This is a genomic window from Sphingobium sp. CCH11-B1 (assembly GCF_001556865.1).
Taxonomy (GTDB): Bacteria; Pseudomonadota; Alphaproteobacteria; order Sphingomonadales; family Sphingomonadaceae; genus Sphingobium.
Genome location: NZ_LSJY01000004.1, coordinates 1 through 23,521 on the forward strand (window position 1 = coordinate 1; position 23,521 = coordinate 23,521).

Here is a 23,521-nt window from a genome sequence, read left to right on the forward strand (position 1 = left end):
TTTTTGCACGCCGATCACCCCACGAAGGGGGTGCCTATTGCACGCTGATCCTCAGACATTTTGCCTGGGATCGCAGTTGTGACGCCATATTCGAGCCGAACAGTCACTATCTCGACTATTCGCTTGGCCCACGCGCGCGCGGCTCACGCCTGTTCCCCGACGGCCGTCGTCATGCGCCGCCCTTTGGCGAGGTGTCCTATCTGCCCAAGGGGAGCCAATTTGCGGCGCGCTGCGAACCCAGCGAATATCGCATTTTCTGTTTGACGTTTGAAAGCCACGCAGCAGATCAACTCTTCGAGAATGACACGCTACCTTCCTCATTGCCCCCCTGTTTCGATGTGAAGGCACCGTGGATACTGAACGGTATGTCCCGGCTTGCACACGAGGTGCGCCATCCCGGCTTCGCTCCCGCCATCATGGTCGAGACCATTGCGTTGTCACTGGTCATCGACCTCTGTCAACACCTTCAAATTCCACACAAATCCGATGTTGAAACCGATCAACGCATGGCGGACTGGCGCCTGCGCCGTCTTCAGGAACGGATCGAGGCGGAACTGGCGGGACCATTGTCGGTCGTCGACCTTGCGATAGAATGCGGTGTCAGCTCACGGCATCTGGCGCGGATCTTCAAGAACACGGTCGGAAAGACGCTCGGCAGCTACATTGCCGATGCGCGGATTGCGCGGGCCAAACGGGAATTGATGCAGGATGGCGCTCTCATCAAGGTCATCGCGGGCAATTGCGGCTTCCAAAGCGCTGCAGCCTTCAGTGCCGCCTTACGGAAGGCGACAGGCCTCAGCCCAGGGGCATTCCGGAAGGATATACTATACAGCTAGACCGCACCAGAGCAGGGGCCGACGCCATCGACCCCGCTCCAGATTCCCGTTTCAGGCGCTCACTCCCCATATCGGTGGGCGTGAGAGCCTTGGGAATATTCAGCCCCATTGCAGGTGGAGGTCCGGCACATGCAGGATATTGCCCACATAATATGGCACCCGGAAACCGTCTTTGATCCGGAATTCCGGTATGGCCTTGACGAATTCCTCGACCGCGATCTGCAGTTCCAGCCGTGCCAGGTGCATCCCCAGGCATTTGTGGATGCCACTGCCCAGCGACATGTGCGGCGCCTTGCGATCGAAGCGGATCGCTTGGGGATCTTCATAGAAAGCCGGGTCGCGTCCCACCACGGGGGAACTAAACGCCACATAATCGCCGGGCATTATTTTCTGCCCATGAATCTCGATGACCTTGGTTGCGATACGGAAGGCCGTAACCGGCGCGAAGGCGCGCAGGAATTCTTCGACTGCCAGGACGATCAGCGATGGATCAGCGCGCAGCTCGTTCTGTTTGTCCGGATGCGACGCCAGATAGTTGAAGATGTTGCCGAGCAGGGACGTAACCGTGTCGAGGCCACCAATGTACAGATTGAAGCAATGGCCGAACACCTCGTCATCATTCCACAAACGGCCATCGACCTCGAAGGTCAGCACCTTGCTGATATAGTCGTCGCGCGGCTGCTGGCGACGTGCCTCAATCTCTTCCAGCAGATAATCCTTCACGCAGCGTACGGCGTTACCGCGCACTTGCCAGTCGTTGGAATGGAGCATTTCCTTTTCCCATTTAAGGAATTGCGTCATTCTTTCCTGCGGAAGGCCCAGCAGATCGAGGACGATGAAGATCGGGAATTTTTCCGAAAACTCATCGATGAAATCGCATTGTCCGCGATCCTTGAAGGCATCGATCAAGGCCTGCGCTCGCTCGCGCACCTGTTCCTTCATCGCGAACATCTTCTGGGGTGCGAAATGACTGTTCAGCGCCTTGCGATAGCCGGTGTGGATTGGCGGGTCGGCCTCGGTCGGAATGACCAGCCAGTTCTCGCCGATATTCTGCGCCCATTTGCCCATGCCATTCTTGGTGAAATTGTCGGCATCGCGCAGCATCGCCTGTACATCCTCGGCATTTTTGAGCAGCCAGCCAGGTTGATCGCCCGGGAAGATGTTGGTGACATAGGTGATCGGCGGCAGCTCCGCATGCATCGCGGGGATCAGCACTTCCTGTGGGTTGTCATAGATCACCGTCCGCGAAAAGAGCGGCAGCGCCATCGCCAGTTCGGGCGGCACGTGATCCGGCAGGGGCTGTTGTGCGACTTGGGTCATCATAGTCTCCGAAGCAAAAAGAGATAAATTCCACCCCTGCCAAAGACAGGTGCGATCGTGGGCGTCCGTCTGAGACTGGTGAGCATGCGGACGATCCGCAATGACAGGAGGCGATGCACATGAGTGAGGCAGACGTGCTGGATCTGGAACAGGCGATCCGGGACAATTACCGGCTGTGGAACGAAGGGAAGCGCGACGAACTCGATCGCCTTTTCCGGGCGTTGGGGCCAGAGGGGTTTACGATCGAATATGTCGGATCGCCCGCCGTGGACGGCGACGCCGCGATGGCCGACATGTGGGCGGAATATGGCGGAAAATGCACGACGGAACCGCTCGAAGTGATCGTCAACGGCGCCGAGGGCGCCGCCTATGTTGCCAACCGCCTGCAAACCAAAGATGGCATTGTCACTCTGCCCAGCCTCGAAACCTACAAGGTCGCCGATGGCCGGCTGACGATCCGCTATTTTCATCGAACCGGTCATTAACCTTGCATGTTCCGACGTGCAGGCGCTGGACACGGCTCAGTCCTTCGCCTGCATGAAGGCCAGCAGGTCGGCATAATGGGGTTGGTGGACGAGGCCGCCGCCCGAAATCGAGATATTCTCGCCCGTGATGTAGCGCGCTTCGTCCGAAGCCAGGAACGCGACCAGCGCCGCGATATCATCCGGCGTTCCGAATTCCGGCGTCAATATGTGCCGATGGATGATTTCCTTCAGCCCCGGCACGGTCTTTTCGAGGGCTTCGGTCAGCACGACACCCGGCGCGATACTATTGCAGCGGATATTCTCCCGCCCATGCTGGGTCGCCACATATTTGGTGAGCCCGATGATCGCCGCCTTGGACGAACCATAGGCGATGCGCGCCAGATCCCCTGCACTGCCCGAATTGGATGCGGTGTTGATGATCGAACCGCCGCCGCCCGCGACCATATGCGGGATGGCATATTTGCATCCGAGCAGATAGCCGGTGAGATTGACGTCGAGAATTTCGCGCCAGATGCCGATCGGGATATCGACGGCTGTGGTATCCTGCGGGCTTTTGTCCGGATCGGTCATTGCCGCGTTGTTGTGCAATATGTCCAGCCTGCCGAAATGGTCTACGGTGCGATCGACCATCGCCTTTACCGATTGCGGATCGGCAGCATCGAACTGTACCGGCAGTGCGTTGTCGCCCAGCGGTTCCGCCGCGCGAACGGCGGCAGCCTCGAACAGGTCGGCGATCACGACGCGCGCGCCCTCCGCGACCAGACGTCGGGCGACCGCGGTACCGATACCGCCGCCGCCGCCCGTGACGATCCCTACCCTGTCTACCAACCTCGTCATCATGCGCCCGTCCCCGGTGATGGCTGGCGAGAGAAAGCTGCATCGATTGCAGATTGTCCCGCCAGCCGCTTATCCGATCAGAATTTAAACGTTGTTTCAACGCCATAGGTAGCCGGCTGGCCAACATAGGCGGCTGCAATTCCCAATGTCCGATAGAGATCGGGGAAGCGGCGCAGCAGATATTTCTTGTTCGTGATGTTGCGGCCATAGACCGCCACTTCGACATTGGGATTTTCAAGCTGGAACGCGATACGCCCGTTGAAAATGCCATAGCCAGGTACGAAGCCGAGGCGGTTTTCCGTCTCGTAGGCCGCCTTTGTCGCCGCCGACGCCTGATCCGCCGCCCGGACCGCATCGAAATGCTGACCCCCGACATAGGAATAGGCGCCAGTGACGGCGAGCGTGCCGCCGCCGACAGGAATCTTCTGCGTGGCGCTGACGTTAAGCTGCTTCTTGGGCAATTGCAGCAGCGGCAAGCCGCTCAGATCGACGACGCAGCCGTTGGCGACCCCGGCGCTATTGGTGCAGCCGCTGCCGGCCACCACCTGGATTTCGCTGAAGCTGCCCTTCGCATATTTGCCATCCTGCAGCGAGCCGTTGACGCTGAGCGTCATGCCTTCCCAGGGCACGGCGGTGATTTCATTTTCTATGCCCCAGATGCGGACCTTGCCGTTGTTCTGGATATATTGGGTAACACCGATACCGGTCACGAAGCTGTTGACGATCGCCTGATTGTCATCCTTCCAGGTATGGAAGACCGCCGAGTTGAAGCGCAGGCGTCGGTCGAAGAGATCGACCTTCAGACCGGCCTCCACATCCTTCACCTTTTCAGGAGAGAAGGCAGGCAGGCCGCCTGCACGCAGGTTCCAGCCGCCGGCCTTCGCCGCGCCGCGGGTCGCAGCATAGAGGAAGATATTGTCGCTAGCCTGCCAGTCGATGCCCAGGTTCCAGGCCGGATAGTTGAATTTGGCATTCTGCTCCTGATTGCAGGTGGTCGCCGTCACGGGGCTGGTTGGCGTCACGGTGCAGTTGATGCCAGTCGGCGTACCCGCCACGGCGACGTTATAGGGCAAACCATATACCTGCGCATTATGCAGCACGCTGTCGCGGGTGTCCCATGTATAACGGAAGCCGCCGACCGCACGCAGCTTCGGGGTCAGTTCATAATAGGCCTGCGCGAACAAACCGAAGGTCTTGTTGGTGACGTCGGCGTTGGAATCGCGGATGAGTCCGCCAAAAATCTGCGAGCGACTGAATTCATAGCCGCTTTCCTTGCCGGCATAAGCGCCCGTGATGAAGCTGAGGCTGTCGGTAATATTGCCGGAAAGCTGGAATTCCTGAGAAATATAATAGGATCCAGACCCTGCAAAAGTCGCCAGCAACGGGACGGCCGTACCGTCCGTATCATTCTGGCCATAGTTCATCGAATGGCGATAGCCCGTGATCGACTTGAAGTTCAGGCCACCCAGTTCGACGTTGAGCGTACCGGAAAACCCATATACTTCGAGCGTATTGAATGGCTTCACACCGTAGAGAGCCTGCGCTTCCGGGGTCAGCGCACCGATCGTGGCCGGGGTCGATGTCCCGGTCGCGGTGTTGCCCCACCAATGATCCTTGGTCAGCAGACCGGCCGTGAGGCCCGGCTGGAAGGCGGCGGGGACGATCGCCGGATTGAAGGCCCAGAGCGCGATCTGCTGACCATGGTTGGACTGGCGGTTCCAGTCGGCCGAAAGCGTCAGGTCCCAGCCATTGCCTTCATATTTGAGCTTGCCGCGTAAGAATTTGCTGTTGTTATCGGAAAAGTCGCGATTGGTGGCGAGATTGTCGCCATAGCCGTCCCGCTCGTTGATCGCGCCGCTCAGGCGGATCGCGAGCCCCTCTGCGAGCGGTACATTGATATTGGCCTGCGCACCCAACGTGCTGTAATTGCCAAACTCCGCCTTGAAGGTGCCGCTGAGCTCGTCGTTCGGATCGTTGGTGACGATGTTGATCGCGCCGCCGGTCGTGTTGCGACCAAAGAGCGTACCCTGCGGCCCGCGCAGAACCTCCAGCCGCTGAACGTCCTGAATATCGGTCATGCCCGTTGAGGGACGAGGGATATATATCCCGTCAATATAGGTGGCCACGGCCGGATCGTTGGCAAGGATCGGCTGGAGATTGCCCTGGCCACGAATGGCCACGAAGACGATGCCGTCGCCCCCCGCCGAACCGCGGCCGATGACCAGGCCCGGCGCGGTGCGCTGAAGATCGACGACATTTTCCACCTTGGCCGTCGCCAATGCTTCGGGCGTGAGCGCCGTGACAGCGATCGGGGTCGTCTGAAGACTTTCTTCAGTGCGGCGCGCAGTGACGACAATATCCTGAATGCCTTCGCTTGCACCCGATTGCGCCTGCTGCGCAAAAGCGGGCTGCGCCAGAGCGACGACGAGCGCGCCCATGCCGATCGCGCCCATGGTGACGGCCTTATCCATGTCTTCCTCCCCTAGATTTAATCATATGTCGATTTGACGTATGAAATATGTTTAGCTTGGAGCCGATTTGCGCCATAGTGGCCGAGCCCGGATTGACTGCGCGGCGATAGAATTTGGCCGCTCACCGACAGTTTCCTGCTGCCGCGGTCAGTGGACCTGCGTCGGATGGCAACGGAAATCCTTCGGCGTCTGGCCGGTCGCTGATCGGAAGGCGGCGGAGAAGGCGGACGTGCTGTTGAAGCCACATCGCCAGCTGATTTCCTTTATGCGGGAGTTGTCGCTGCGTAGCAATTCCTTTGCCAGGGCGATCCGGCTGCGCGCGACGAATTCACCCAGGCTGCAGCCCGTTCCCTCCTTGAAGACGCGTGCGACATGCCGCACGCTCATGTTGCAGTCGCGTGCGATATCGGCGACGCCGAGCGGCGCGGAGAGATTCTCCATCACATAATCAATGATGTTCTGGACCTGTCGCGTGCTGCGCGAGTGCAGGCCGCGCCGTTCGCAAGGGCCCATGTGCCGGGTGAGTTCGACCGCAAGACCCATCAGCATCGATTCGACGAGCGTCTGGCTGGCAAATCCGGGCGTCCGCAGTTCCGCAGCCAGTCCCGCAAAGAGCCGGCGCATGGAAATATTCTGGACGTCGGCGCAAGGCTCCACCTTGTTCAGCGGCTGCTCTCCGTCGAACAACTCCTCCAAAAATTCGTCTCCGAGCGCCACGCAGACGAGATGGCGCTCCTGGAGCGCAGGCTCGCCGAAATATTGGCGATGCGGCGGCATGTAGAGGATGTCCCCCGACGCGGCGCGCCGGTCCGGGCGGCCCATGCTGACCATGCTGCGCCGCGGCTGACCATCGAGCGAATAGTCGAGATAGTGTTTCTCGGGACTGAAAACGCCGCTGCTGGGCTGGACCCAGTCGAAATGCCGCACGTCCACATGTGCGTCGCGAACGGTGGCCGCCGCTTCGATGTAGAAATTCTGGACGCCAAGCCTTCCTTGGCCGGTCCAATCGCTCTCCGGACGAAACATCTCTACCTCTGCCATTTTATATTTGTCTGCGAGCCAGATAGGCGCGCCACCCGCTTTTTACCTCTATCTTCGGATAGGTGGTCAAGACCCCGCCTACAGGCACATCCATGGCGCGTGTCCGATCGAGGCGCGGCATGGGAGCATGGGCGATATATTTGTCGTGCCCCCGTTTCTATGTTCAAACAGGAGGCGCTCAATGTCCATCGCACCGCTCTTGCAGCAGCGGACGCCATGAGAGCGCCATCGGACAAACCTGCCGCCGCCAGCCATTATCCCTGGTATGTACTGGGCATATTGACGCTGGCACAGACCTGCCATGGCATAGACCGCGCCATCATCGGGCTGGTGTTGGCGCCGGTCGGACATGAATTTGCGCTCTCCGACGGACAGTTGGGGATATTGGCGGGTTTCGCCTATGGCATATTCTTCGCGCTCGCCGCCCTGCCCTTCGGCGTGGCCGTGGATAGCTGGAACCGGCGCAACCTGATGACCGCGGCGCTGACATTGTGGAGCGGCGCGACCGCCTTGTGCAGCCTCGCGACAGGATTCTGGACGTTGCTCATCGGCCGGGCCGCGGTAGGGACCGCCGAAGCGGGGGGATCGCCGACCGGCATGTCGCTGCTGAGCGATTATTTCGGCGAAGACCGGCGCGCAACCGCCATCGGCATCTGGTATCTGAGTTCGGGAATCGGGCTCGCCATCGCCTTCATCGTGGGCGGCGCAATCGTCCAGAGCGCCGGATGGCGCTGGGCGTTTGTGGCCGCCGGCGTGCCGGGACTGGTGCTGGCGCCGCTGCTGCTGCTCACGGTCAGGGAACCCGTGCGCGGGGCACATGACGGGCCGGCCCCGCAGCAGGAGGAAACGCTGAGGCTGGTGCAACGCATCCGCCTGCTCGCGGCGCGGCCGGGACTGCTGTACTGCATCTTTGCCATCGTCCTGATCGCGGCGGGCATCTACGGCATGAGCACATGGCTCACCACTTTCCTGATCCGGGTCCATGGCATGCCCATTGCGAAGGCGGGCATCCTCATCGCCATTGCCTATGGCGGTCTCGGTTCGCTGGGCGGATTCCTCGCGGGCTGGGTGATCGACCGCGTCAATCGGCGGCGGGGTGGCTTCGATCCGGCAAGGACATCCCTGTTCGGCGCGGTGATACCCTTGCTGACGGCCGTGACCGGGGTCGGTACGGTCCTGTTCCACGACGTCGATCTAATGCTGGCGCTGCTGATGGCCTGCGGCTTCCTCAGCGCGTCCTATAATGGTCCGATCTACGCCGTCATCGTGACAATCGCCGGACCGCGCCTGCGGGGCCTTGCGGTATCGCTGGTGCAGTTGGGCGCGAACCTGATCGGCGTGGGCGCGGGCACCTATCTGATCGGCGCGGTCAGCGACTTTGTCGGGGGAACGGCCGGTGTCGCCTGGGGAATCGGCACCGCCATGCTGTTCACATTCGCCGGGGGCATAATGCTGCTGCTGGCGTCGCGCGCGATCCGCCGCGCCAAGGCTAGCGGCGACGCATAAGAAAAGGGCGGCCTGATCTTTCAACCAGGCCGCCCTTCATCCTGCACGTCCCATCACTTCGCGGCGTTGCGTTCCTTGCGCCGTGCCTTGGCGGCTTCGATCCCCCGGAATACGGTGGTCGTATTGCCCGCCCCGGCATAGAAGAGCACGAAGAGCGGCAGGAAATCCAGCTCCTCATCGGTGAATTCTTCGTTGATGAGGGCGCCGTTCATCTGGATCTCGACCAGATCGGCGCGGCCCAGCATGGCCGTGGCGCCCAGCACCAGCAAGCGCTTCTCTCGCATCGAGAAAATGTCGCTCGCCCACAGATTGGCAAACTGATTACCGACGATTTCCTGGTTGAAGGACGATTCCCGATACGGGAGCGTCATTTCCGACGATCCCGGTCCGTAGACCTTGTCGAAGACTTCCAGCCCCTTCTGCCACTGCGCTTCGTCGATGCTCATGCCTTTTCTCCCATTACATTTTCCAAGCCCACGACCGTCTGATCGGTTCGGCGCGTCAATTCGACCAAGGGCAGCGCGATGCCGTAGCTGCGCGCCAGATCGATGGCGGCATCCAGATCCTTGACCATCAGGCTGCGGGTATATTCGCGCACTGCCGCTTCCTGCTCGCTGGACGACGGATCGTCGCGCACCGCCAACATCAACGGTCCGCCGACGCTGTCCGAACTGGCGTCGATCACTTCCGCGAGCTGGCGGATATCCACACCGGCATTGCGACACAGGACGGACGCTTCATAACCGGCGCGAAGGCAGCCGAAGACGATGACGTTGCGGGCGATCTTCGCGGCCATGCCCGCGCCGGGGCCACCCATATGCGCCACCAGCTTGGCAAAGCCGTCCAGCACCGGACGCACCTTTGCGATTGTTTCATCCGTACCGCCGACGAGGCAAACGAGGCCATGCTCGCGGGATTTAGGGCCGCCCGTCACGCCGCAATCGACCAGTTCCACGCCTGCCGCGTCGGTCAGGGCGCGAATGGCGTCCAGATCCTCGATCGAGACGGTCGCGACCAGCACCACGATCATGCCCGGTCGCGCGCGCGACAGCACGCCGTCGGGGCCTGACAGCACATCAATCGTCTGCTTTGCGTTGACGACGGCGATGATTACGACATCGGACTGCGCGGCCAGTTCCGCTGGACTGGCGACGACGGACGGCACGCCTTCCAGCATGTCGGCAGCGTCCGCGCGAATGTCGTAAACCGCAGCCAACTGCTGCGTCCGCGCAAGGCATATGGCGACGCCCGCGCCGATCTGCCCCAAGCCGATAACGCCTGCTCTTTCTTCCATCCTCACGATCCTTTCCGCCGCTTGGTTCGCGGTCCTGTCATATCCAGACCGCAAGGGTGGCATAGCCGGGGATGCGCCGTCTTCCCGTCAACTGCTGCGTGGCCGAACCTCGACAGATTTACCGTCTTTCACGACGCATTTGTTTCCAGCGGCAGATTTTTTGCGGCCAGGCAATAATGGAGAACCGCGATCAGGAGCACGGATGCCGACAATTGCATACTCAGTTGCAGGCCGCTTGCCGATGCCGAGAGACAGGCGGGTGGCAGCGATGCCTTGCCCGAAACGAGGCAGTCGGCGGCATAATTGCCCTTATAGAGAAAGACAGCGAGGCGATCGCTGAGATAGCCCAACACCACCGATCCCAACCCCAGCCCGGCGACGGTCTGGCCGAAGGCATGAAGCGCCGCAGCCGACGCCCGCATGCGCGGTTCGACCAGCGATTGGGTGATGGTCATGATCGCAGGCGTGAAGGCGTAAAGCAGGGTGGTGGCGACAAAGAGAAAGGCGACCAGCAACCGCCAGTCCGATTGATGGATCGCCAGCAGATAGAAGGGCAGGGCCAGCCCCACCGCGATGGCAGGCGCCCACCCGCCCCAGCGTATGTCCCGCTGGATAAGCCGTCCGATCAGATAGCCGCCACTGACCTGTCCGACCATCGTCGCCAAACTGAACGACAGCGCGAACACGAGGCCCGCATGCGCCAGCGGGAGATCGAACCGGCGAACCAGCAAGGGGATTAGGAACAGATTGGTGCCGAACCCCACCAGCCCGACGAAGCCGCTGCCAAAGGTCAGGTGCAGGAAGGCAGGCGAACGGGCGAGCCGCCGAAGCACCATGGCGAAGGGGGGCGTATCCGCACTCTGCCCGGCATCCTTCCGTTCAGGTTCGGGAATGGTCGCAACCAGTAGCAGCGCCAGCAGCAGGCCGGGCGCACCAACCGCCACGAGCGCAAGACGCCAGCCGAACGCCTGCGCCACTGCGCCGCCCGCGATCGCGGCGACGGCGCCGCCCAGTGGTACGCCTATCGCGATCAGCGAAAAGACGACCGCGCGGCGCCCGGCATCGAACCGGTCGGAAATCATGGAAACGAGCGCTGGCGTGAAGCCCGCTTCGCCTATGCCGACGCCCATGCGGCAGAGCAGCAGCTGGACATAGCTCCCCGCCGCGCCGGACAACGCGGTCATCAGCGACCAGAGCATGGTCACCACGGCAATGATCCGAACCCGGCTGTAGCGTTCGGCCAGCCGCGCCAGCGGGATGCCGAGCACGGCATAGAAGATGGAGAAGGCCAGCCCACCCAGCATGCCAAGCTGAAGATCGCTCAGGCGCAGGTCGTGGCGAATCGATTCGCCGACCACGGCGATGATCGTGCGATCGATGAAATTGAACATGTAGATCGCGCCCAGCAGCAGCAGGAACCATCTGTCGTGCGGCCGAAACCCGCCTGCGTCCTTCATTCTCTCTCCCCCGCATCTGGCGGCTTTCATTCCATATGTGGGACAGATAGAACAGATTCTTTTCGATATGTATCGGTTTTCTCTTGAAACCATAGTGGTACTGCGCCAACAGATCGCCATCTTCGATAAGGGAGTTTCAGCATATGAAGACGATCATCATTGCGCTGGCCGGCCTGGGCCTGACCGCCCCTGCATTTGCCCAAGCGCCTGCGGTGAATCGCAACGAAGCGATCTACTCCGCCGACGGCACCAAAATCGGCAAGGTGGATCGCGTGCTGACGGCTGCCGACGGCGCCGTATCCGCCGTTCGCGTCATCTATCGTGGCAAGTTCATCTCGATCCCCGCCACCACATTGACCGCAGGCGAGAAGGGCGTGACGACCAGCCTGTCGAATGCCGAGCTGAAGAAGCTGTGACTCCTTTCCCTGCGGTCTTGACGGGCCGCGGGGCATGGACCCAAGACGCGCCTCCACTTAAAGCGGAGGCATGAGCGCAAACCAGCAACAGCCTGCACGGACTTCACGGCGGGGTCGGCCACCACGATCCGAAGGCCCCGCGCTTGACCGCGCGCGGCTGATCGCAACGCTGCTGGATATGGCGCGGTCCGACGGGATCGAGGCGCTCAACATCCGACCTGTCGCGCAGCGGCTGGGTGTGTCCCCGCGCCTGCTCTACCATCATGTCCGCGACAAGGAGGCGATGCTCGCCCTGCTGACAGACGAGATATTGCGCGTCCGGATGCCTGACCTGTCGGCGCCCGACTGGGAAAGCCGCCTCCGCAGCATCGCCCGTGCGGTGCACATGGCCTATCGGGATTTTCCGGGCTCCGCCGCCTTCATCCTGTCACGCAGCGCGAACCGGCTGGAGCAGCCCAATGCGCTGACGATCCGCCGCGCCATATTCGAGGCGCTGGCCGAGGCCGGGCTGACGCAACAGCAAAGCGACGAGATGCTGGTGATCTTCTCCGTCATCGTGCTGGGGAACGTCGTCGTGTCGGAAAGCCTGGATGACAATGACGACCGGCTGGCGATGCAGCGCAATGTCGTGGAAGCCGCCCTCACCCGCGCGACCGACATGCTGCTCACCGCGATCCGTACCGTCGCGGGAGCAGCCTGAGCTCCAGCCCCAGATTCAGCCCCAGATTCAGCCGAGGTCGGCGATGGACCGGACGGGGCGATCGATCCCGTCCCACGCGCAATGAGCGGCGTGCATCCGGTCGAGCAATGCCTCCATTGCGGTAGAAATCTCCATCAGTTCGACATAGCCGCCATTGCCTTCGCGGGTATCGAACAACGCGAAACGCTCGCCCGACGGCATCCGGCCGCTGAAGGCCATGGCATAGCCCTCGCCGGACAGCCGCGCCACGCCGTCGTCATAGGGAATGCGCAGCATGACATGATGATAGCCCTCACCATAACGGTCGAGCATTTCGGTGAAGACCGAAGGTCCGTCATTGGTCTGCTGGAGCAGTTCGATCAGCAATCCGCCGGAAAAGCCGAACGCGACCTTCATCGCCACCTGCGTTGGCGCGCCGCGATAGATCTGGCCCGGCAGCACGGGCACGTCGAACACGAAAAACGGCCCCGCGCCCATGACCCGCGTCCAGTGATCCAAGGCAAGCTCCATGTCGCGCACCACCTGGCACAATTCCAGTATAGAGCCCTTGGGCTGCATCATGCATCTCCCCAGCTCGCGCCATGGGTTCGCAGGCCATGCTGGCGCGCGCGGTCCCGCAACTGCTGTCCCCGCGCGGCGATGTCGACCCGGGGCACCCTTGCGTCCAAGTCGCGATCAATGGCCACAAGATCGATGACGCGCACGTCGCGGATGAATCGGGCGGGATCGGCGCCGTCGGGTACGCCCTGCCAGCGCAGAAGCACCCAACCTTCTTCAAGGCCTGCCGTATCGATCCAGTTGGCGATGCCTGGATCGACGCCCGCCACCACATAGCTGATCATGCCATCGGTCGCTGGCGTGACCTGAGCGCTGTTGAGGCTGACCAGGCGCAGCATCGGATCGGGGGAGATGGTCCACGGATCGGCAATCTGGATGCCGGTATAATAGCTGCCCGCCGGATCGATCGTCACCAGCAACCCCTGCCCTTCCCCAAGGGCGAAACGCCCGCCAGCCAGATAGCCCCAGCCCCCGTCGCGGCCATTGGGTCCGATCAGCCGGTTGGGTTCGGGATGACCGAGAAAATCATTCTTGAACCCCGACCAGAAGGCGACCCAGGCTGGCAGGTCGGCGACGACGGTCCGGGCGATCTCCTCCTCGTCGCGCGGACGCATGTCGGCTGGCGGATCGAGGCTATAGACCTGGATTCGTGCGCCCGGCTCGGTCCGTAAATGAGTCGCGCCGCCCTCCTGCGGGCCGACCGTCACAGTCACCTGCCCGTCGGCATCGCAGAAGGGCTTGAGTTGCTGGAGCGTCAGCGCGCCCAGATTGCGTCCCAGTCCCGCATGATGCGCCGGTTCGACCTCGGCCACGATGCTGAACTGCGGTGGATCGGCGGAAAAGCGGATGTCGACGGCATAGCGCCCGTCGCCGTCGATTGGAATCTCGCGGTTGAAATTGTCGGGATTGTCGATCGCCACCGCCGCGCCCGGATAGATATGGCCGAACCAGCGCCGCGGGGCATTGCTGATATTCCATACGACCCTGGGATCGGCGGGATCGCCATTGGCTTCGCGCATGGCCAGTCCCAGCACCCACTGATCAAGCGCCCGATCCAGCCCCAACCGTCCGTCGAGCGCGCCTGCGAGCGGGTCCGCGAGCAGCATGAGGCGCGCTTCTTCGCGCGCGGCACGGATGTCAGGCCGTTCGATGAGGCGCAGCGCCAGCTTTTCCGCCGCTGCCTGATCGTCGGTCCAGAGAGGGTTCGCGGTCATGAAATGGTCCCCACCCGGCCGCCTTCGGTGAAGATGGTGCTGCCGGTCGTGTAGCTGGAACCATCCCCCGCCAGCAAGATCGCTGCGCCGACCGCCTCGTCCGCCGCGCCGAAACGCTTGATCGCGTTGCGCTCGGCAAGGCCCAGCCCTTTGTGGATCGCGGCCTCTTGCCCGTCCGGGCTCATCGATCCGACGCACAGGCAATTGATCCTGGTGTGCGGCGCCTGCGTCTTAGCCAACTCGCGCACCAGGAAAAGCAGCGCCGCCTTCGACACGCCATAGGCGACGGCGGGCGGGATCGGCGTGAAGCCGCCGCAGCTCTGGACCGAAATGATGCTGCCCTTGCCATGCGCCTTCATATCGGCCTCCGTCAGTTCGGTCAGACGCCAGGTCGCCATGACGTTGACGTCCATCGCTGTCTTCCAGACTTCATCCGTGTTCGCCCAGAGCCCGCCATCTGCGGCATAGACGACGCCCGCCGCCGCATTGTTGAACACGATATGGATGGGACCGAAGGCGGCGCGCGCGCCCGCCACCAGCCGTTCAAGATCGCCCTTCTCGCCCGCGTCGGCGGCGATGGCGATCGCCCGGCCGCCGTCGCGAGCGTTGATCTCTGCCGCAATCCGGTCGAGCCGGTCCTGCGAGCGGGCCGAGAGAACCACGTTGGCGCCCAATTCGGCATAGGCCTTGGCGACATGTTCGCCGACGCCCGGCCCGACCCCGGTCAGGATGGCCGTGCGCCCGTCGAGGCGGAAACGGTCGAGAACACTCATGCTGGATACTCCAGAAGATAGGGGATCAGGCGCGGTCGAACAGATGGCCGTAGCGCGCATAATAGTCGGCGAGCCGTCCATGCACCTCGCCCGGATCGATGCCGAACTGGTCGGGGCTGTGCCTGTGCTTACCGAGGCGGCTGGCGGCAGGATTGTTCGTCAGGAACTCCACGATGCGGTCACGATGGGGGTCGGTGAATGGCAGGCCGAACCGGTCGTAGATGCGCTCAATCGTCGCCATCGGGTCAGCGACGATATCGCGGTGGGCGAGGTCCAGGATGCGGCCCTCGATCGCTGCATCGTTGGCACGGGCCTGCGTCGCTCGCGCCAACCCCGCGCACCAGGTATCGACGACCGAGCGGCCGATCGCCTGAAGATCATTGGCGCCGCCGACCGCGGCCAAGAAGCCGGCGATCATGCTCGACAGCGAAGAAAGGGTCAGCACCGGATCGCGATGCGTCCACACCAGCATCGCGCCCGGATAGGTTTCCACCAGGCCCGGCAGGTCCATGAGATGCTGCGGCGATTTCAGCGTCCAACGGCCCCTTGGCCCTTTCCACTGGAAGTGCTGGAGCATCCGCTTGTGGGTGCGATATTGCCCTTCTGGCACGACGTCCTGCAGCCATCGGGCAAAGGCGGGCACGCCCAGTTCGGCCGGGAAATTGGTGCTGGCGAAATGCAGCATCATGCCATGGTTGCACTCGCCCGGCTGGGTGCAATCCATCCGCTGGATGTCGGCCAGTTGCGGCGCGTGCTTCAGCCAGTTTTCATAGATGGCCTGCACCTGCGCGATGCGCGGATCGCTGTCGAAACTGGATATTTCCGGCGCCGGCCAGGGGATATACCATTCCCATTCGCGCGGCGCCCGGGCCGCCGGATCGAGGCAAAGCAGGTCGTATGTGATCGTCGTCCCGGTGCGCGGCAGGCCGCAGACGATCAGCGGGTCGCCCACATCCTGCGCCACGATGTCAGGATGCAGCCGTTCGTCTTCGGCGAAGCGCAGCCGGGTTGCGAGCAGGCCGACGATTTTGTGATGCGCGGTCTCGCGTAACTGGGCGGACGGGTCCATCGCCTCGACTGCATCGACCAGCCGACGAAAGCCGGTCATGAAGGACAGGTCCGATCCAAAGTCCGACAGTCCGGTCACGGCGCGCGCTTCCGCGATCAGTGCATCGGCGGAAAGCGGCGCGCGCTCTGCGACAGCGCTTTTCATGAATGCCCTTCGACCGGCCGCTGCCGCATGACTCACCTCTCCATTCTATTATTCCACACTGTATATTTATTGATTGGGGCATCGGTCAAGCGGGCAATTCGCTTTTACACGCAGCGGCCCGTTTTCAGGCCGCCTTGTCTTCCACCGGCGTTAGATTCTTCATGAAGGCTACGAAATCCGGTCCGAGTTCGGGGATAGGCAGCCCCAGCTTTTCAGCCAGATACAGGGTCATGAAATTGTCGTTGAGCGATTTGTTGGTCGCGGGGATATTGCCGATGCCGACCTGCCGGTCGAAGGCGCCCACGGCGACCAGCGCCATACGGAGCGCCGCAACGATGTCATAATAATCGAGATGCCCGGCCTTCTGGCCGCTTGCCGCTTCCCAGATGGCGATCGTCTCGTCCCTGGTCGGCAGGCCTTCCAGCCGAGTGATGCCGAAGCGACGGCCGAACAGATCGTCGAAATAGAGCCACCAGGCGAGGTCAAGCTCGGCCGGTCCCAGCGCCGCGAGTTCCCAGTCGATCAGCGCGTTGACCTGACCATCGGCGGAAAACATCACGTTCGATGGCGTGGGATCGCCCCACAGCACATTCACCCCCGCAACGGCCGGCATGTTGGCGCGCACATAGGCCATGGCTGCATCCACGATGGGCATGGCGCGGCCTCGGCCGGCCGCCTTGTGCCACGCTTCGAGCGCGCCGACATATTGATCAAGCCCTGGCTGCCCATTTTCAGGCTGGGCGAGAAATTCAAAGCCATCGCGCCAGTCGATCTTCGCCAGGCTGGCAAAGGCGTTGATGGCGTTCGTGAAGCTTTGCCGTCGCTGCGCCGGGCTCATCTCGACCAGCCAGCCCTCCAAATTATAGTTGGGCTTCTGCTTGGCGCATTCCCCTTCCACCTTGCCCATAACGAGGAAAGGCAGGCCGAGAATATCGGGGTCGAGATGCATGCCGATCCAGGGCGGGACGGGCAGGTCGCCCCGCGCATCGAGCGCCGCCATCATCTTGCCCTGTAGCGCCAGGCTGCTGCCGAACACCACTTCCAGGTCCATCGGTTGACGGCGAACCACGAGCGTCTGGCTCTGGGGACCGGCCGGATCGACATAGTCGACGTCGACGAAAAAGATGTCCGCCGAAAAGCCTGCGCCCAGCGTCACATCGAGCGGGCGAACGCGAATGTCGTGCCATTCGGGCTTTTCGCCCGCCAGCCAGTCTTGTAACTGGACGGTGAGACGATCGGGGGTCAGCAATTCCATGATTACAGCCCCTTCCCCGCCAGCGCGCGCTTCAGTTCTGTGGTGAGCGGCCCCATATCCTTGGGCGACGAGCCGTGCAGCAGGATTTCATCGGCGCCCGCGTCCAGAAAGGCCATTAGCTGGTCGGCGCACTGGGCTGCGGTCCCCACGGCAGCGCCTTCATCCAGCCATTGCTGCGGAATGAGACGACTGACATCGACCAGTTCCTGCCGTGTATAGGCCTGATCCGCCGGCTTGCCGTTGAGGCCGGCGATTTTGGGATGGGCGCGGATATCCTCCAGCACCTTCGTGTCCCATCCATTGATGTCGACGATCAGGTCGCCAAAGCCGGGCAGTTCGAAATAAGTGATGGCGCGGCCGCCGACGACGGCCTCCTCCTCCTCCTTGGGCAGGTCCGGGGCGACGATGATATTGTGATAGATGCGCACGGACATGGGATCACGGCCGGCCTTTTCGGCCGCGTCGCGGACAATCTTCGCGCTGTTCTTCACCCCCTGCGCCGACACGAAGGGATGCAGCAGCACGCCGTCGCAATGTTCGCCGGCAAATTCCAGGCTCTTGGGACCGATCGCGGTAAAGATGATCGGCGGCGGCGTGCCGCCATGACGATCGGTGAGGCTGATGGCGGGGAATTTGCCCAGCACGCCCTCATAATTGATCTTCTCGCCCGCCCAGAGACGCCGACAGATCGAGATCAGATCGGCCAGCCGTTCCATGGTGATCGGCGGCGAACCGAGCATTTTCATATAGGCCGGCACGGCCCGCGCGAACATCAGGCGGAACCGCTCCCCGCTCATCGCCTGCATCATGTCGGCGACACTGGCCGTGACCAGCGGGTGGCGCATCGTTGCGTACATGGTGCCAGTGATGCGGATCTTCGACGTGGCCTCGGCCACCGCGCCCGCCAGCACCGCCGGCTCCTTGAGCGCATAGCGTTCAGAAATCCACACGCAACCAAGGCCGATGCGCTCCGCTTCCTTCGCTTCGTCGATGCCGCGACGCGGATCGTTGACGCGGCCTGGCAGAATATAGGTGCCGAACTTGTCGAAAAGCGCCCGTGCGCCCGGTTCCACCGCTTCCGTCATTCCCATGTCCTCTCAAATATTTGCCATTGCATTGCCGTTGGGAGGAGCATTGGCAACCTGTCAAACGACAGGTCCGGGGTGCACCTCGACATAGAGGCGGGTGAGCTTGAGCGCCGCGATTTTCCACTGACCGTCCCGACGCACATAGCGTTCGGTATAATGGCCGAAACCGGTGATCGACTGGCCGCCGGGGATCGGGCATTTGCCCGGCGCCCAGACCACCCGGTCCTGCATCGCCGTGATCATGTCCGCCTCGTCGCCGCGCAGGTCGATCTCCGAGGAGTGGATTTGATGCGCCGACCGCGCATCGATGACCGCGGAGCGCACCTGCTCCAATATCGCGGCGTGCCCGCTCATCGGCGGGTTGCCGGTATCCTCCTCGACGTCCAGCACCGCATCGGGAGTGAACAGAGAGAGAAATCCGTCCCAGTCCTTGGTATCGAGAAAGCGGCAATAGCGCGCCTTCACGTTGCGGATCGCTTCATAGTCGAGCAACCTGGTCAGTTCTTCGCTCATTTAGTCCTCCATCACCAGATGATGCGCGTGTGCGCGCGGAGGGTGCGTTCGCGGATCGCTTCCGCGCGAGCATCCGGTGTCACCAGCGCGGTATCGGCGGGCAGATGGCTGCGCACGTCGGCCAGCTTGACTTTCTTCATCGTCGGTGTGGGCCGCTCGTCGGTATTGAACCAGCGCCCCTGTACCGCGCCGCTGGCATAACCCGACGTGTCCAGCCAATTGTGGACGCCAGGGTCGCGCGCGGAAATGACCGCACGGAAATAGCCGTCGCCATCGAGCACGGCTTGCGCCGCGTTGAGACTGGACTGGTTATGATACCAGTCGGTCGTCTCATAAAGTTCGTTGGTCAGTATCAGCGACCAGTAGTCGACCTCCTTGGGGATCTTCACCTCGGTAATCAGCGCCTCGTCATCGGCGAGTTCGTAAGCGCCCTCATAATAGGACTGTCGGGCAAGACCGGTCATCTGTGAGAAGTCGACCACCTTGAGCGTATTGATCAGCCCTTCGTCGCGCAGCTTCTGCACCTTGTCTGGAAAGGCCAGCGCGCAGACGGCGGCCGTGGCGGGAATTTCGGCAAAGCGATGCGCCAGTTGCGCCAGCGTGGGGCGTCCCTTGGCGGCGTGATCGGCGTCCAGGCGCACGATGCCGAAGCGCGGTTCGCGCTCGACGCCCCAGTCGCAGGCGACGATCCGAACCATCAGCTTCTCGGTCGCGGGTTTCAGTTCCCACCAGTCGCCATCATAGTCGGCCGGACGGGTCGGTGAGAGGATGACATCGAACGTCCCGTCAGCCCCGATATGCAGATCGTTGAAATCATTGGCGTCCTGCGCGGGATGATGCTGCCCTGTGCGCAGCGTGTCCGGGCCGAGCTGGGCCAGGATCATCATTCGTGTCGTGCCGCGATCGCCCCGGATGCGATAGGTGCCGCCCTTTTCGATCAGCGCCGCCTTGTAAATGGTGTCCGCATTGGGCTGAAAGATATTCTGGCAGATATTGAGTTCGGGTACGAAGATCGGGTGACTGCGATCATGCATGATCGCGTCGTTGCTCGTGCGCAGCACGCCCGACAACAGCAGCCGCATCGATTCCTGCATGACGCGGGGATCGCTGCGCAACCTTTCCGGGATACGATCGCGCATCAACTGGCCCAGCGGACGAAGCTGGTCGAGCAGATCTTCCCATTCGAAAATGCCGTTGTCGCTCATCTCATTCTCCACCATATTCTTCCGGTCGACGGCGGACGCCCGGGCGATCCCGCCCGGCAGCAAAAGCCCGGCGAGGACGGCTGGCAGCCCAGCGCAGATTTCCCGCCTAGTCTGTGGCAAGCAATTGCCTCAGCGCAGCACGCCGTTCCGCGTCGACGCCTGCCGCCTCGAAATACCCTTCAATGCCGCCCCATCGCGTCGCGACCATATCGAGCGCGCTCAGGAGAAAATCATCCTGAACGCCGATCAGGATGGCCACCATGTCGTCGGGCGGCACGAAGCCGAAGGTGTTTTGCAGATCGCGCTTGAGATGACCCGACACGCGCAGATTCTGGCCGAATATGTCGGACTTGCGATAATCCTCCATAATCATGGGACGCGGCACGGCGAGCAGGTCGAGGAACAGGGCGACGACGACGCCGGTCCGGTCCTTACCCGCGGTGCAATGGACCAGCATCGGCGTGTCCTGCGCCAGCAGCGCATCGACCATCCGCGACAGGTGTGGCAGAAAGGCCTGCGGCATGAGGCCATAATTGTGCGTCATCACCTCGACGGCGCGCGCGGCGGTCGGCTCACGACCGAGCGACAGCCACATGTCCTCGCCCTGCGCGCGCAGGTCGGTGTTCATGTCGAGGTCGAGCATACGGCAATCCGGGCCGCACCAGCCATGCGGCGCCGCATCCCTTTCGATCGTCGATCGGAGGTCCGCCACCGAGCGGAAGCCCAGATCCGACAGCTCCGCATGATGATCCTCGAAGAAACTCGCCGGCCCTTCGGAGCGGAACAGGATGCCGGACCGGACCTGCCCTCCGTCCGCGGTCGGCAGGCCTCCAATGTCGCGGAAATTGAGGCGGGACAGGGCGATGGTCATACAGTCAGTCCTTCACGGGCGGATAGGTAGGGACGACGGCATGCATCTGCGCCAGAAGGTCGGGCGCCATCCAGACATGCTCGACATAATGGCCCAGCGTCGCGCGCTCGTCTGTGTAGATATAGCGCAGCGAGTCGCCCAGCGCGCCTTCGAACACGACCGGGTGCCGCGTCAGGTCGAGCGAAGCGACATGGGCGTCCCAATGGGCAAGCGGTCCGTCGATCCGGGTCGCGACATGATGAAAGCGAATGGCCAGATCGTTGCCCTCGGGCAGAAAATCGCTGAACAAGGGGGCCGTGTCGCCCACCGGCTCGATCAGTTCGACCTCGACGCCGCCGACCACTGCTAGCGCGATCTTGAGCACCGGCTTGCCGGTCGGATCTTCGCCGGGCTGGATGTTCGATAATTCGAAGAAGCCAGGCGTGCCATAAGCGTCCTTGAGCGCGGCCATCGCCGCGTCGAGATCGTTGGTGACATAGGCGACCTGGCAATGCTGGCTGTTGGGCCGGGCGAACATGGATATCTCCTGCTAATATCGACAATCAGGCCGTAAAAGCCCGGCGCGGCACCTGCCGCTCGGTCAGTTGGCGGACATCTTGCCGCCGTCCACGACCAGCGTGTCGCCGGTGTGGTAGGCCGCCATATCGCTCGCGAGATAGACGACCGCGCCTTCCAGATCGGACGGCTTGCCCGCCCGCCCGAGCGGGGCCTTCGCTGCGACCACGTCTGCGATCATCCTGCCGACCTCCGGATCGGCAAATGTCATTTCGGTTTCGATGAAACCCGGCGCGATGACGTTGCAGCGCACGCCGATCGGACCGAGTTCGGCCGCCAGCGCCTTGCCAAGGGCGTTGAGCGCGCCCTTGGCAATGCCGTAATGGGCCATGGTCGGCACACCCTGGAAGATCGAGCCGCTGCCGCAGATGATCAGCGAACCGCCCGGGTCGCCGGCTTCCGCGCGCGCCTTCATGTGCCGCGCACCCTCCCGCAGGGTGAAGACGGCGCCATCGAGATTGACGTCGATCAGCTTGCGATAGGTGGCGACGTCCATGTCGGTGAACGGCACCCGGCTGGCGACGCCTGCATTGGCGACCACCGTGTCGACCCGGCCCATTGCATCGAGCGCGCGGGCGAAGCCGGCGACGATCGCGGGCTCGCTGGACACATCGACGACATCGGCGAAGACCCGCACCCCATGCGCGCGCAATGCGGCCGCCGCCTCTTCATTCTTGTCGGCGCGCCGCCCCCAGAGGACGACGTCGCTGCCGGCACGGGCAAGACCGCGGGCAAAGCCGAAACCCAGCCCCGAATTGGCGCCCGTGACCAGCGCCACCTTGCCGCTCAGATCGAACAGATTTTCCGGCACGTCCATTCTCCCGATGGCCGCTCGAACGGCGGCGGCGCTTTGGCGCAACATTGCTGGCGACCGGGCCGATGAACAAGCGGCCCCAGTTTCGCGATCGTGCCAATGCCATCGCGAAACGGCCCTGGCTTCAATGCATCACGCCCTCTCGGAATTGCCGCGGCGTCAGTCCGGTCGCCTTGCGGAAGGCCGCCGAAAAGGCGGCCGCGCTGTCGAAGCCGCAATCCCAGGCGATGACCTTGATCGCCGGACCGGCCCGACGCAGCAACTGCTTCGCCCGGTCGATCTTGCGGTCGGCGACGTAGCGCGTGAGCGTCTGCCCAGTGGCGATCTTGAACTGGCGGAAGAAATGGCGGGTGGAGAGGCCGCATTCGGCCGCCAGTTCGGCGACGGACGGGGGTTTCCCCGGCTGTTCGACGCGATCCTCGATGCGTTGAAGCTGGGTTCGGGACATGCCGCCTCCTCCCGTTCCGCCATCGCGCGCCGAACCACGCAGATAGCGCTGCAATTCGATCGCAGCCTGAAGCCATATCGCCTGCGTTAGCATCTCGCTGCAAAAGCCGGGTTGCGCAATCTCGCCGGCGATACGCCGCAGCGCCTCGCGCACAGTCGGACTGCGCACGTCGAGCGAAGCCTGCAACGCGTCGCTCGACAGGTCCGGCCCGTCATGATCGAAGCCCATCCCGTCGAAGCCGCAGCATATGGATGTCTGCTCACCCTCGCCCCACTCGGTATGCAGTTCGCTTCGCGCCGGAACGAACAGCACGTCGCCCAGGGCGCTGGCCCTGCCCTGTTCCATCCCGCCATAACCGCCGCAAGGACGACCCGGGCGAGGGGATAGCGCAAGATCGAGAAAGCTGCGCGGCGACGAAAAGACCCCGCCCTGCTGGCCGCGGAAGCGATAATGATGCAATTCCATCACGACGCCGGGCAGCGCGATCCGACCCCGGACCGTGCATTCCATGGTCGGCGTGACGGGCAGATCATAGACGTGGGAAACAGCGTTCATCCAACCTCTCCGAACAGTTTCGCCTGTCGCGATACCATCGCTGCATAGCATGGCGCTTTTGGGGACCATTTGGCGCAGCGGCGATGGCTACGCACC

At 62.7% G+C, this 23,521-nt stretch carries 24 protein-coding genes; 5 read left to right on the forward strand and 19 right to left on the reverse strand.

Features of this window, described 5'->3' with window-relative positions:
• Positions 1-191 precede the first annotated feature (191 nt).
• Complete coding sequence (locus AX724_RS01150; RefSeq protein WP_231736427.1) at positions 192-836, forward strand: helix-turn-helix domain-containing protein; 645 nt, start codon at positions 192-194, stop codon at positions 834-836.
• Between the two features lie 99 nt (positions 837-935).
• On the opposite strand, the gene AX724_RS01155 is transcribed toward AX724_RS01150, so the two are convergent.
• Entirely contained in the window at positions 936-2,156 is a 1,221-nt protein-coding gene (locus AX724_RS01155) for a cytochrome P450 (RefSeq protein ID WP_228227165.1), read from the reverse strand.
• Positions 2,157-2,275: 119 nt separating this feature from the next.
• Here AX724_RS01155 and AX724_RS01160 point away from each other — a divergent pair, with 119 nt between their 5' ends.
• Positions 2,276-2,641: a hypothetical protein gene (locus AX724_RS01160; RefSeq protein ID WP_009823698.1), complete on the forward strand. Its 366-nt coding sequence runs from the start codon at positions 2,276-2,278 to the stop codon at positions 2,639-2,641.
• 36 nt (positions 2,642-2,677) lie between these two features.
• On the opposite strand, the gene AX724_RS01165 is transcribed toward AX724_RS01160, so the two are convergent.
• The 3 genes from AX724_RS01165 to AX724_RS01175 all read right to left on the reverse strand — a co-directional run bounded on the left by AX724_RS01165 (position 2,678) and on the right by AX724_RS01175 (position 6,975).
• A complete protein-coding gene (locus tag AX724_RS01165) occupies positions 2,678-3,481 on the reverse strand; it encodes an SDR family NAD(P)-dependent oxidoreductase (RefSeq protein ID WP_082733354.1) in 804 nt (267 codons plus the stop codon).
• Positions 3,482-3,555: 74 nt separating this feature from the next.
• Positions 3,556-5,949, reverse strand: coding sequence for a TonB-dependent receptor (locus tag AX724_RS01170; protein ID WP_062731362.1), 2,394 nt, complete (start codon positions 5,947-5,949; stop codon positions 3,556-3,558).
• Positions 5,950-6,096: 147 nt separating this feature from the next.
• Positions 6,097-6,975 (reverse strand): AraC family transcriptional regulator, encoded by an 879-nt coding sequence (locus AX724_RS01175; protein WP_009823701.1) that lies wholly within the window; start codon positions 6,973-6,975, stop codon positions 6,097-6,099.
• Between the two features lie 174 nt (positions 6,976-7,149).
• Between AX724_RS01175 and AX724_RS01180 the strand changes: the two genes are divergently transcribed.
• A complete protein-coding gene (locus tag AX724_RS01180; protein ID WP_009823702.1) occupies positions 7,150-8,496 on the forward strand; it encodes an MFS transporter in 1,347 nt (448 codons plus the stop codon).
• Between the two features lie 53 nt (positions 8,497-8,549).
• On the opposite strand, the gene AX724_RS01185 is transcribed toward AX724_RS01180, so the two are convergent.
• From AX724_RS01185 to AX724_RS01195, 3 genes are all read right to left on the reverse strand, one after another.
• The gene (locus tag AX724_RS01185) at positions 8,550-8,942 is read right to left on the reverse strand and encodes a carboxymuconolactone decarboxylase family protein (protein ID WP_009823703.1); all 393 of its coding nucleotides are present in this window, start codon (positions 8,940-8,942) and stop codon (positions 8,550-8,552) included.
• Complete coding sequence (locus AX724_RS01190) at positions 8,939-9,790, reverse strand: NAD(P)-dependent oxidoreductase (RefSeq protein ID WP_062731364.1); 852 nt, start codon at positions 9,788-9,790, stop codon at positions 8,939-8,941. Before AX724_RS01190 ends, AX724_RS01185 begins: the two co-directional genes overlap by 4 nt.
• Before the next feature lie 128 nt (positions 9,791-9,918).
• Positions 9,919-11,247, reverse strand: coding sequence for a spinster family MFS transporter (locus AX724_RS01195; protein WP_009823705.1), 1,329 nt, complete (start codon positions 11,245-11,247; stop codon positions 9,919-9,921).
• Positions 11,248-11,390: 143 nt separating this feature from the next.
• Here AX724_RS01195 and AX724_RS01200 point away from each other — a divergent pair, with 143 nt between their 5' ends.
• Together AX724_RS01200 and AX724_RS01205 are read left to right on the forward strand one after the other, a co-directional pair.
• Entirely contained in the window at positions 11,391-11,663 is a 273-nt protein-coding gene (locus AX724_RS01200; protein ID WP_062731365.1) for a PRC-barrel domain-containing protein, read from the forward strand.
• Between the two features lie 70 nt (positions 11,664-11,733).
• Positions 11,734-12,363, forward strand: coding sequence for a TetR/AcrR family transcriptional regulator (locus AX724_RS01205; protein ID WP_066762676.1), 630 nt, complete (start codon positions 11,734-11,736; stop codon positions 12,361-12,363).
• Between the two features lie 27 nt (positions 12,364-12,390).
• Here the strand turns inward: AX724_RS01205 and AX724_RS01210 are convergent, their stop codons facing one another.
• The 12 genes from AX724_RS01210 to AX724_RS01265 all read right to left on the reverse strand — a co-directional run bounded on the left by AX724_RS01210 (position 12,391) and on the right by AX724_RS01265 (position 23,425).
• Complete coding sequence (locus AX724_RS01210) at positions 12,391-12,924, reverse strand: VOC family protein (protein ID WP_009823708.1); 534 nt, start codon at positions 12,922-12,924, stop codon at positions 12,391-12,393.
• A complete protein-coding gene (locus AX724_RS01215; protein ID WP_066762677.1) occupies positions 12,921-14,135 on the reverse strand; it encodes a hypothetical protein in 1,215 nt (404 codons plus the stop codon). The genes AX724_RS01210 and AX724_RS01215 overlap by 4 nt, the downstream gene beginning before the upstream one ends.
• Positions 14,132-14,908 carry an SDR family NAD(P)-dependent oxidoreductase gene (locus AX724_RS01220; protein WP_009823710.1) on the reverse strand — a complete coding sequence of 259 codons (777 nt, stop codon included), beginning with the start codon at positions 14,906-14,908 and terminating at the stop codon, positions 14,132-14,134. Before AX724_RS01220 ends, AX724_RS01215 begins: the two co-directional genes overlap by 4 nt.
• Positions 14,909-14,933: 25 nt before the next feature.
• Complete coding sequence (locus AX724_RS01225; protein ID WP_066762679.1) at positions 14,934-16,121, reverse strand: sulfotransferase family protein; 1,188 nt, start codon at positions 16,119-16,121, stop codon at positions 14,934-14,936.
• Positions 16,122-16,245: 124 nt separating this feature from the next.
• Positions 16,246-17,376, reverse strand: coding sequence for a phosphotransferase family protein (locus AX724_RS01230; protein ID WP_062731369.1), 1,131 nt, complete (start codon positions 17,374-17,376; stop codon positions 16,246-16,248).
• A 2-nt stretch (positions 17,377-17,378) separates the two neighbouring features.
• The gene (locus AX724_RS01235; protein WP_231736428.1) at positions 17,379-18,467 is read right to left on the reverse strand and encodes a TIGR03857 family LLM class F420-dependent oxidoreductase; all 1,089 of its coding nucleotides are present in this window, start codon (positions 18,465-18,467) and stop codon (positions 17,379-17,381) included.
• Positions 18,468-18,521: 54 nt separating this feature from the next.
• A complete protein-coding gene (locus AX724_RS01240) occupies positions 18,522-18,977 on the reverse strand; it encodes a nuclear transport factor 2 family protein (RefSeq protein WP_009823714.1) in 456 nt (151 codons plus the stop codon).
• Between the two features lie 11 nt (positions 18,978-18,988).
• Complete coding sequence (locus AX724_RS01245; RefSeq protein ID WP_231736429.1) at positions 18,989-20,302, reverse strand: DUF1214 domain-containing protein; 1,314 nt, start codon at positions 20,300-20,302, stop codon at positions 18,989-18,991.
• Positions 20,289-21,053, reverse strand: a complete 765-nt coding sequence (locus tag AX724_RS01250) for a tyrosine-protein phosphatase (RefSeq protein ID WP_009823716.1) — start codon at positions 21,051-21,053, stop codon at positions 20,289-20,291. Before AX724_RS01250 ends, AX724_RS01245 begins: the two co-directional genes overlap by 14 nt.
• A 4-nt stretch (positions 21,054-21,057) precedes the next feature.
• Positions 21,058-21,570, reverse strand: a complete 513-nt coding sequence (locus AX724_RS01255) for a VOC family protein (RefSeq protein ID WP_066762687.1) — start codon at positions 21,568-21,570, stop codon at positions 21,058-21,060.
• Between the two features lie 63 nt (positions 21,571-21,633).
• On the reverse strand, positions 21,634-22,425 hold the full coding sequence (locus tag AX724_RS01260; RefSeq protein ID WP_082733355.1) for an SDR family NAD(P)-dependent oxidoreductase: 792 nt from the start codon (positions 22,423-22,425) through the stop codon (positions 21,634-21,636).
• Positions 22,426-22,546: 121 nt separating this feature from the next.
• Positions 22,547-23,425 (reverse strand): helix-turn-helix domain-containing protein, encoded by an 879-nt coding sequence (locus AX724_RS01265; RefSeq protein WP_066762689.1) that lies wholly within the window; start codon positions 23,423-23,425, stop codon positions 22,547-22,549.
• Positions 23,426-23,521 lie beyond the last annotated feature (96 nt).

What these genes read in the sequence shown, in the direction of transcription:
- AX724_RS01160 (WP_009823698.1), top strand. Translation starts at nt 2,276, where the DNA reads ATGAGTGAGGCAGACGTGCTGGATCTGGAACAGGCGATCCGGGACAAT.
- AX724_RS01185 (WP_009823703.1), bottom strand. Translation starts at nt 8,942, where the DNA reads ATGAGCATCGACGAAGCGCAGTGGCAGAAGGGGCTGGAAGTCTTCGAC.
- AX724_RS01195 (WP_009823705.1), bottom strand. Translation starts at nt 11,247, where the DNA reads ATGAAGGACGCAGGCGGGTTTCGGCCGCACGACAGATGGTTCCTGCTG.
- AX724_RS01170 (WP_062731362.1), bottom strand. Translation starts at nt 5,949, where the DNA reads ATGGATAAGGCCGTCACCATGGGCGCGATCGGCATGGGCGCGCTCGTC.
- AX724_RS01255 (WP_066762687.1), bottom strand. Translation starts at nt 21,570, where the DNA reads ATGTTCGCCCGGCCCAACAGCCAGCATTGCCAGGTCGCCTATGTCACC.
- AX724_RS01260 (WP_082733355.1), bottom strand. Translation starts at nt 22,425, where the DNA reads ATGGACGTGCCGGAAAATCTGTTCGATCTGAGCGGCAAGGTGGCGCTG.
- AX724_RS01225 (WP_066762679.1), bottom strand. Translation starts at nt 16,121, where the DNA reads ATGAAAAGCGCTGTCGCAGAGCGCGCGCCGCTTTCCGCCGATGCACTG.
- AX724_RS01210 (WP_009823708.1), bottom strand. Translation starts at nt 12,924, where the DNA reads ATGATGCAGCCCAAGGGCTCTATACTGGAATTGTGCCAGGTGGTGCGC.
- AX724_RS01175 (WP_009823701.1), bottom strand. Translation starts at nt 6,975, where the DNA reads ATGTTTCGTCCGGAGAGCGATTGGACCGGCCAAGGAAGGCTTGGCGTC.
- AX724_RS01215 (WP_066762677.1), bottom strand. Translation starts at nt 14,135, where the DNA reads ATGACCGCGAACCCTCTCTGGACCGACGATCAGGCAGCGGCGGAAAAG.
- AX724_RS01230 (WP_062731369.1), bottom strand. Translation starts at nt 17,376, where the DNA reads ATGGAATTGCTGACCCCCGATCGTCTCACCGTCCAGTTACAAGACTGG.
- AX724_RS01205 (WP_066762676.1), top strand. Translation starts at nt 11,734, where the DNA reads ATGAGCGCAAACCAGCAACAGCCTGCACGGACTTCACGGCGGGGTCGG.
- AX724_RS01220 (WP_009823710.1), bottom strand. Translation starts at nt 14,908, where the DNA reads ATGAGTGTTCTCGACCGTTTCCGCCTCGACGGGCGCACGGCCATCCTG.
- AX724_RS01155 (WP_228227165.1), bottom strand. Translation starts at nt 2,156, where the DNA reads ATGACCCAAGTCGCACAACAGCCCCTGCCGGATCACGTGCCGCCCGAA.
- AX724_RS01265 (WP_066762689.1), bottom strand. Translation starts at nt 23,425, where the DNA reads ATGAACGCTGTTTCCCACGTCTATGATCTGCCCGTCACGCCGACCATG.
- AX724_RS01180 (WP_009823702.1), top strand. Translation starts at nt 7,150, where the DNA reads ATGTTCAAACAGGAGGCGCTCAATGTCCATCGCACCGCTCTTGCAGCA.
- AX724_RS01240 (WP_009823714.1), bottom strand. Translation starts at nt 18,977, where the DNA reads ATGAGCGAAGAACTGACCAGGTTGCTCGACTATGAAGCGATCCGCAAC.
- AX724_RS01200 (WP_062731365.1), top strand. Translation starts at nt 11,391, where the DNA reads ATGAAGACGATCATCATTGCGCTGGCCGGCCTGGGCCTGACCGCCCCT.
- AX724_RS01165 (WP_082733354.1), bottom strand. Translation starts at nt 3,481, where the DNA reads ATGATGACGAGGTTGGTAGACAGGGTAGGGATCGTCACGGGCGGCGGC.
- AX724_RS01250 (WP_009823716.1), bottom strand. Translation starts at nt 21,053, where the DNA reads ATGACCATCGCCCTGTCCCGCCTCAATTTCCGCGACATTGGAGGCCTG.
- AX724_RS01235 (WP_231736428.1), bottom strand. Translation starts at nt 18,467, where the DNA reads ATGGGAATGACGGAAGCGGTGGAACCGGGCGCACGGGCGCTTTTCGAC.
- AX724_RS01190 (WP_062731364.1), bottom strand. Translation starts at nt 9,790, where the DNA reads ATGGAAGAAAGAGCAGGCGTTATCGGCTTGGGGCAGATCGGCGCGGGC.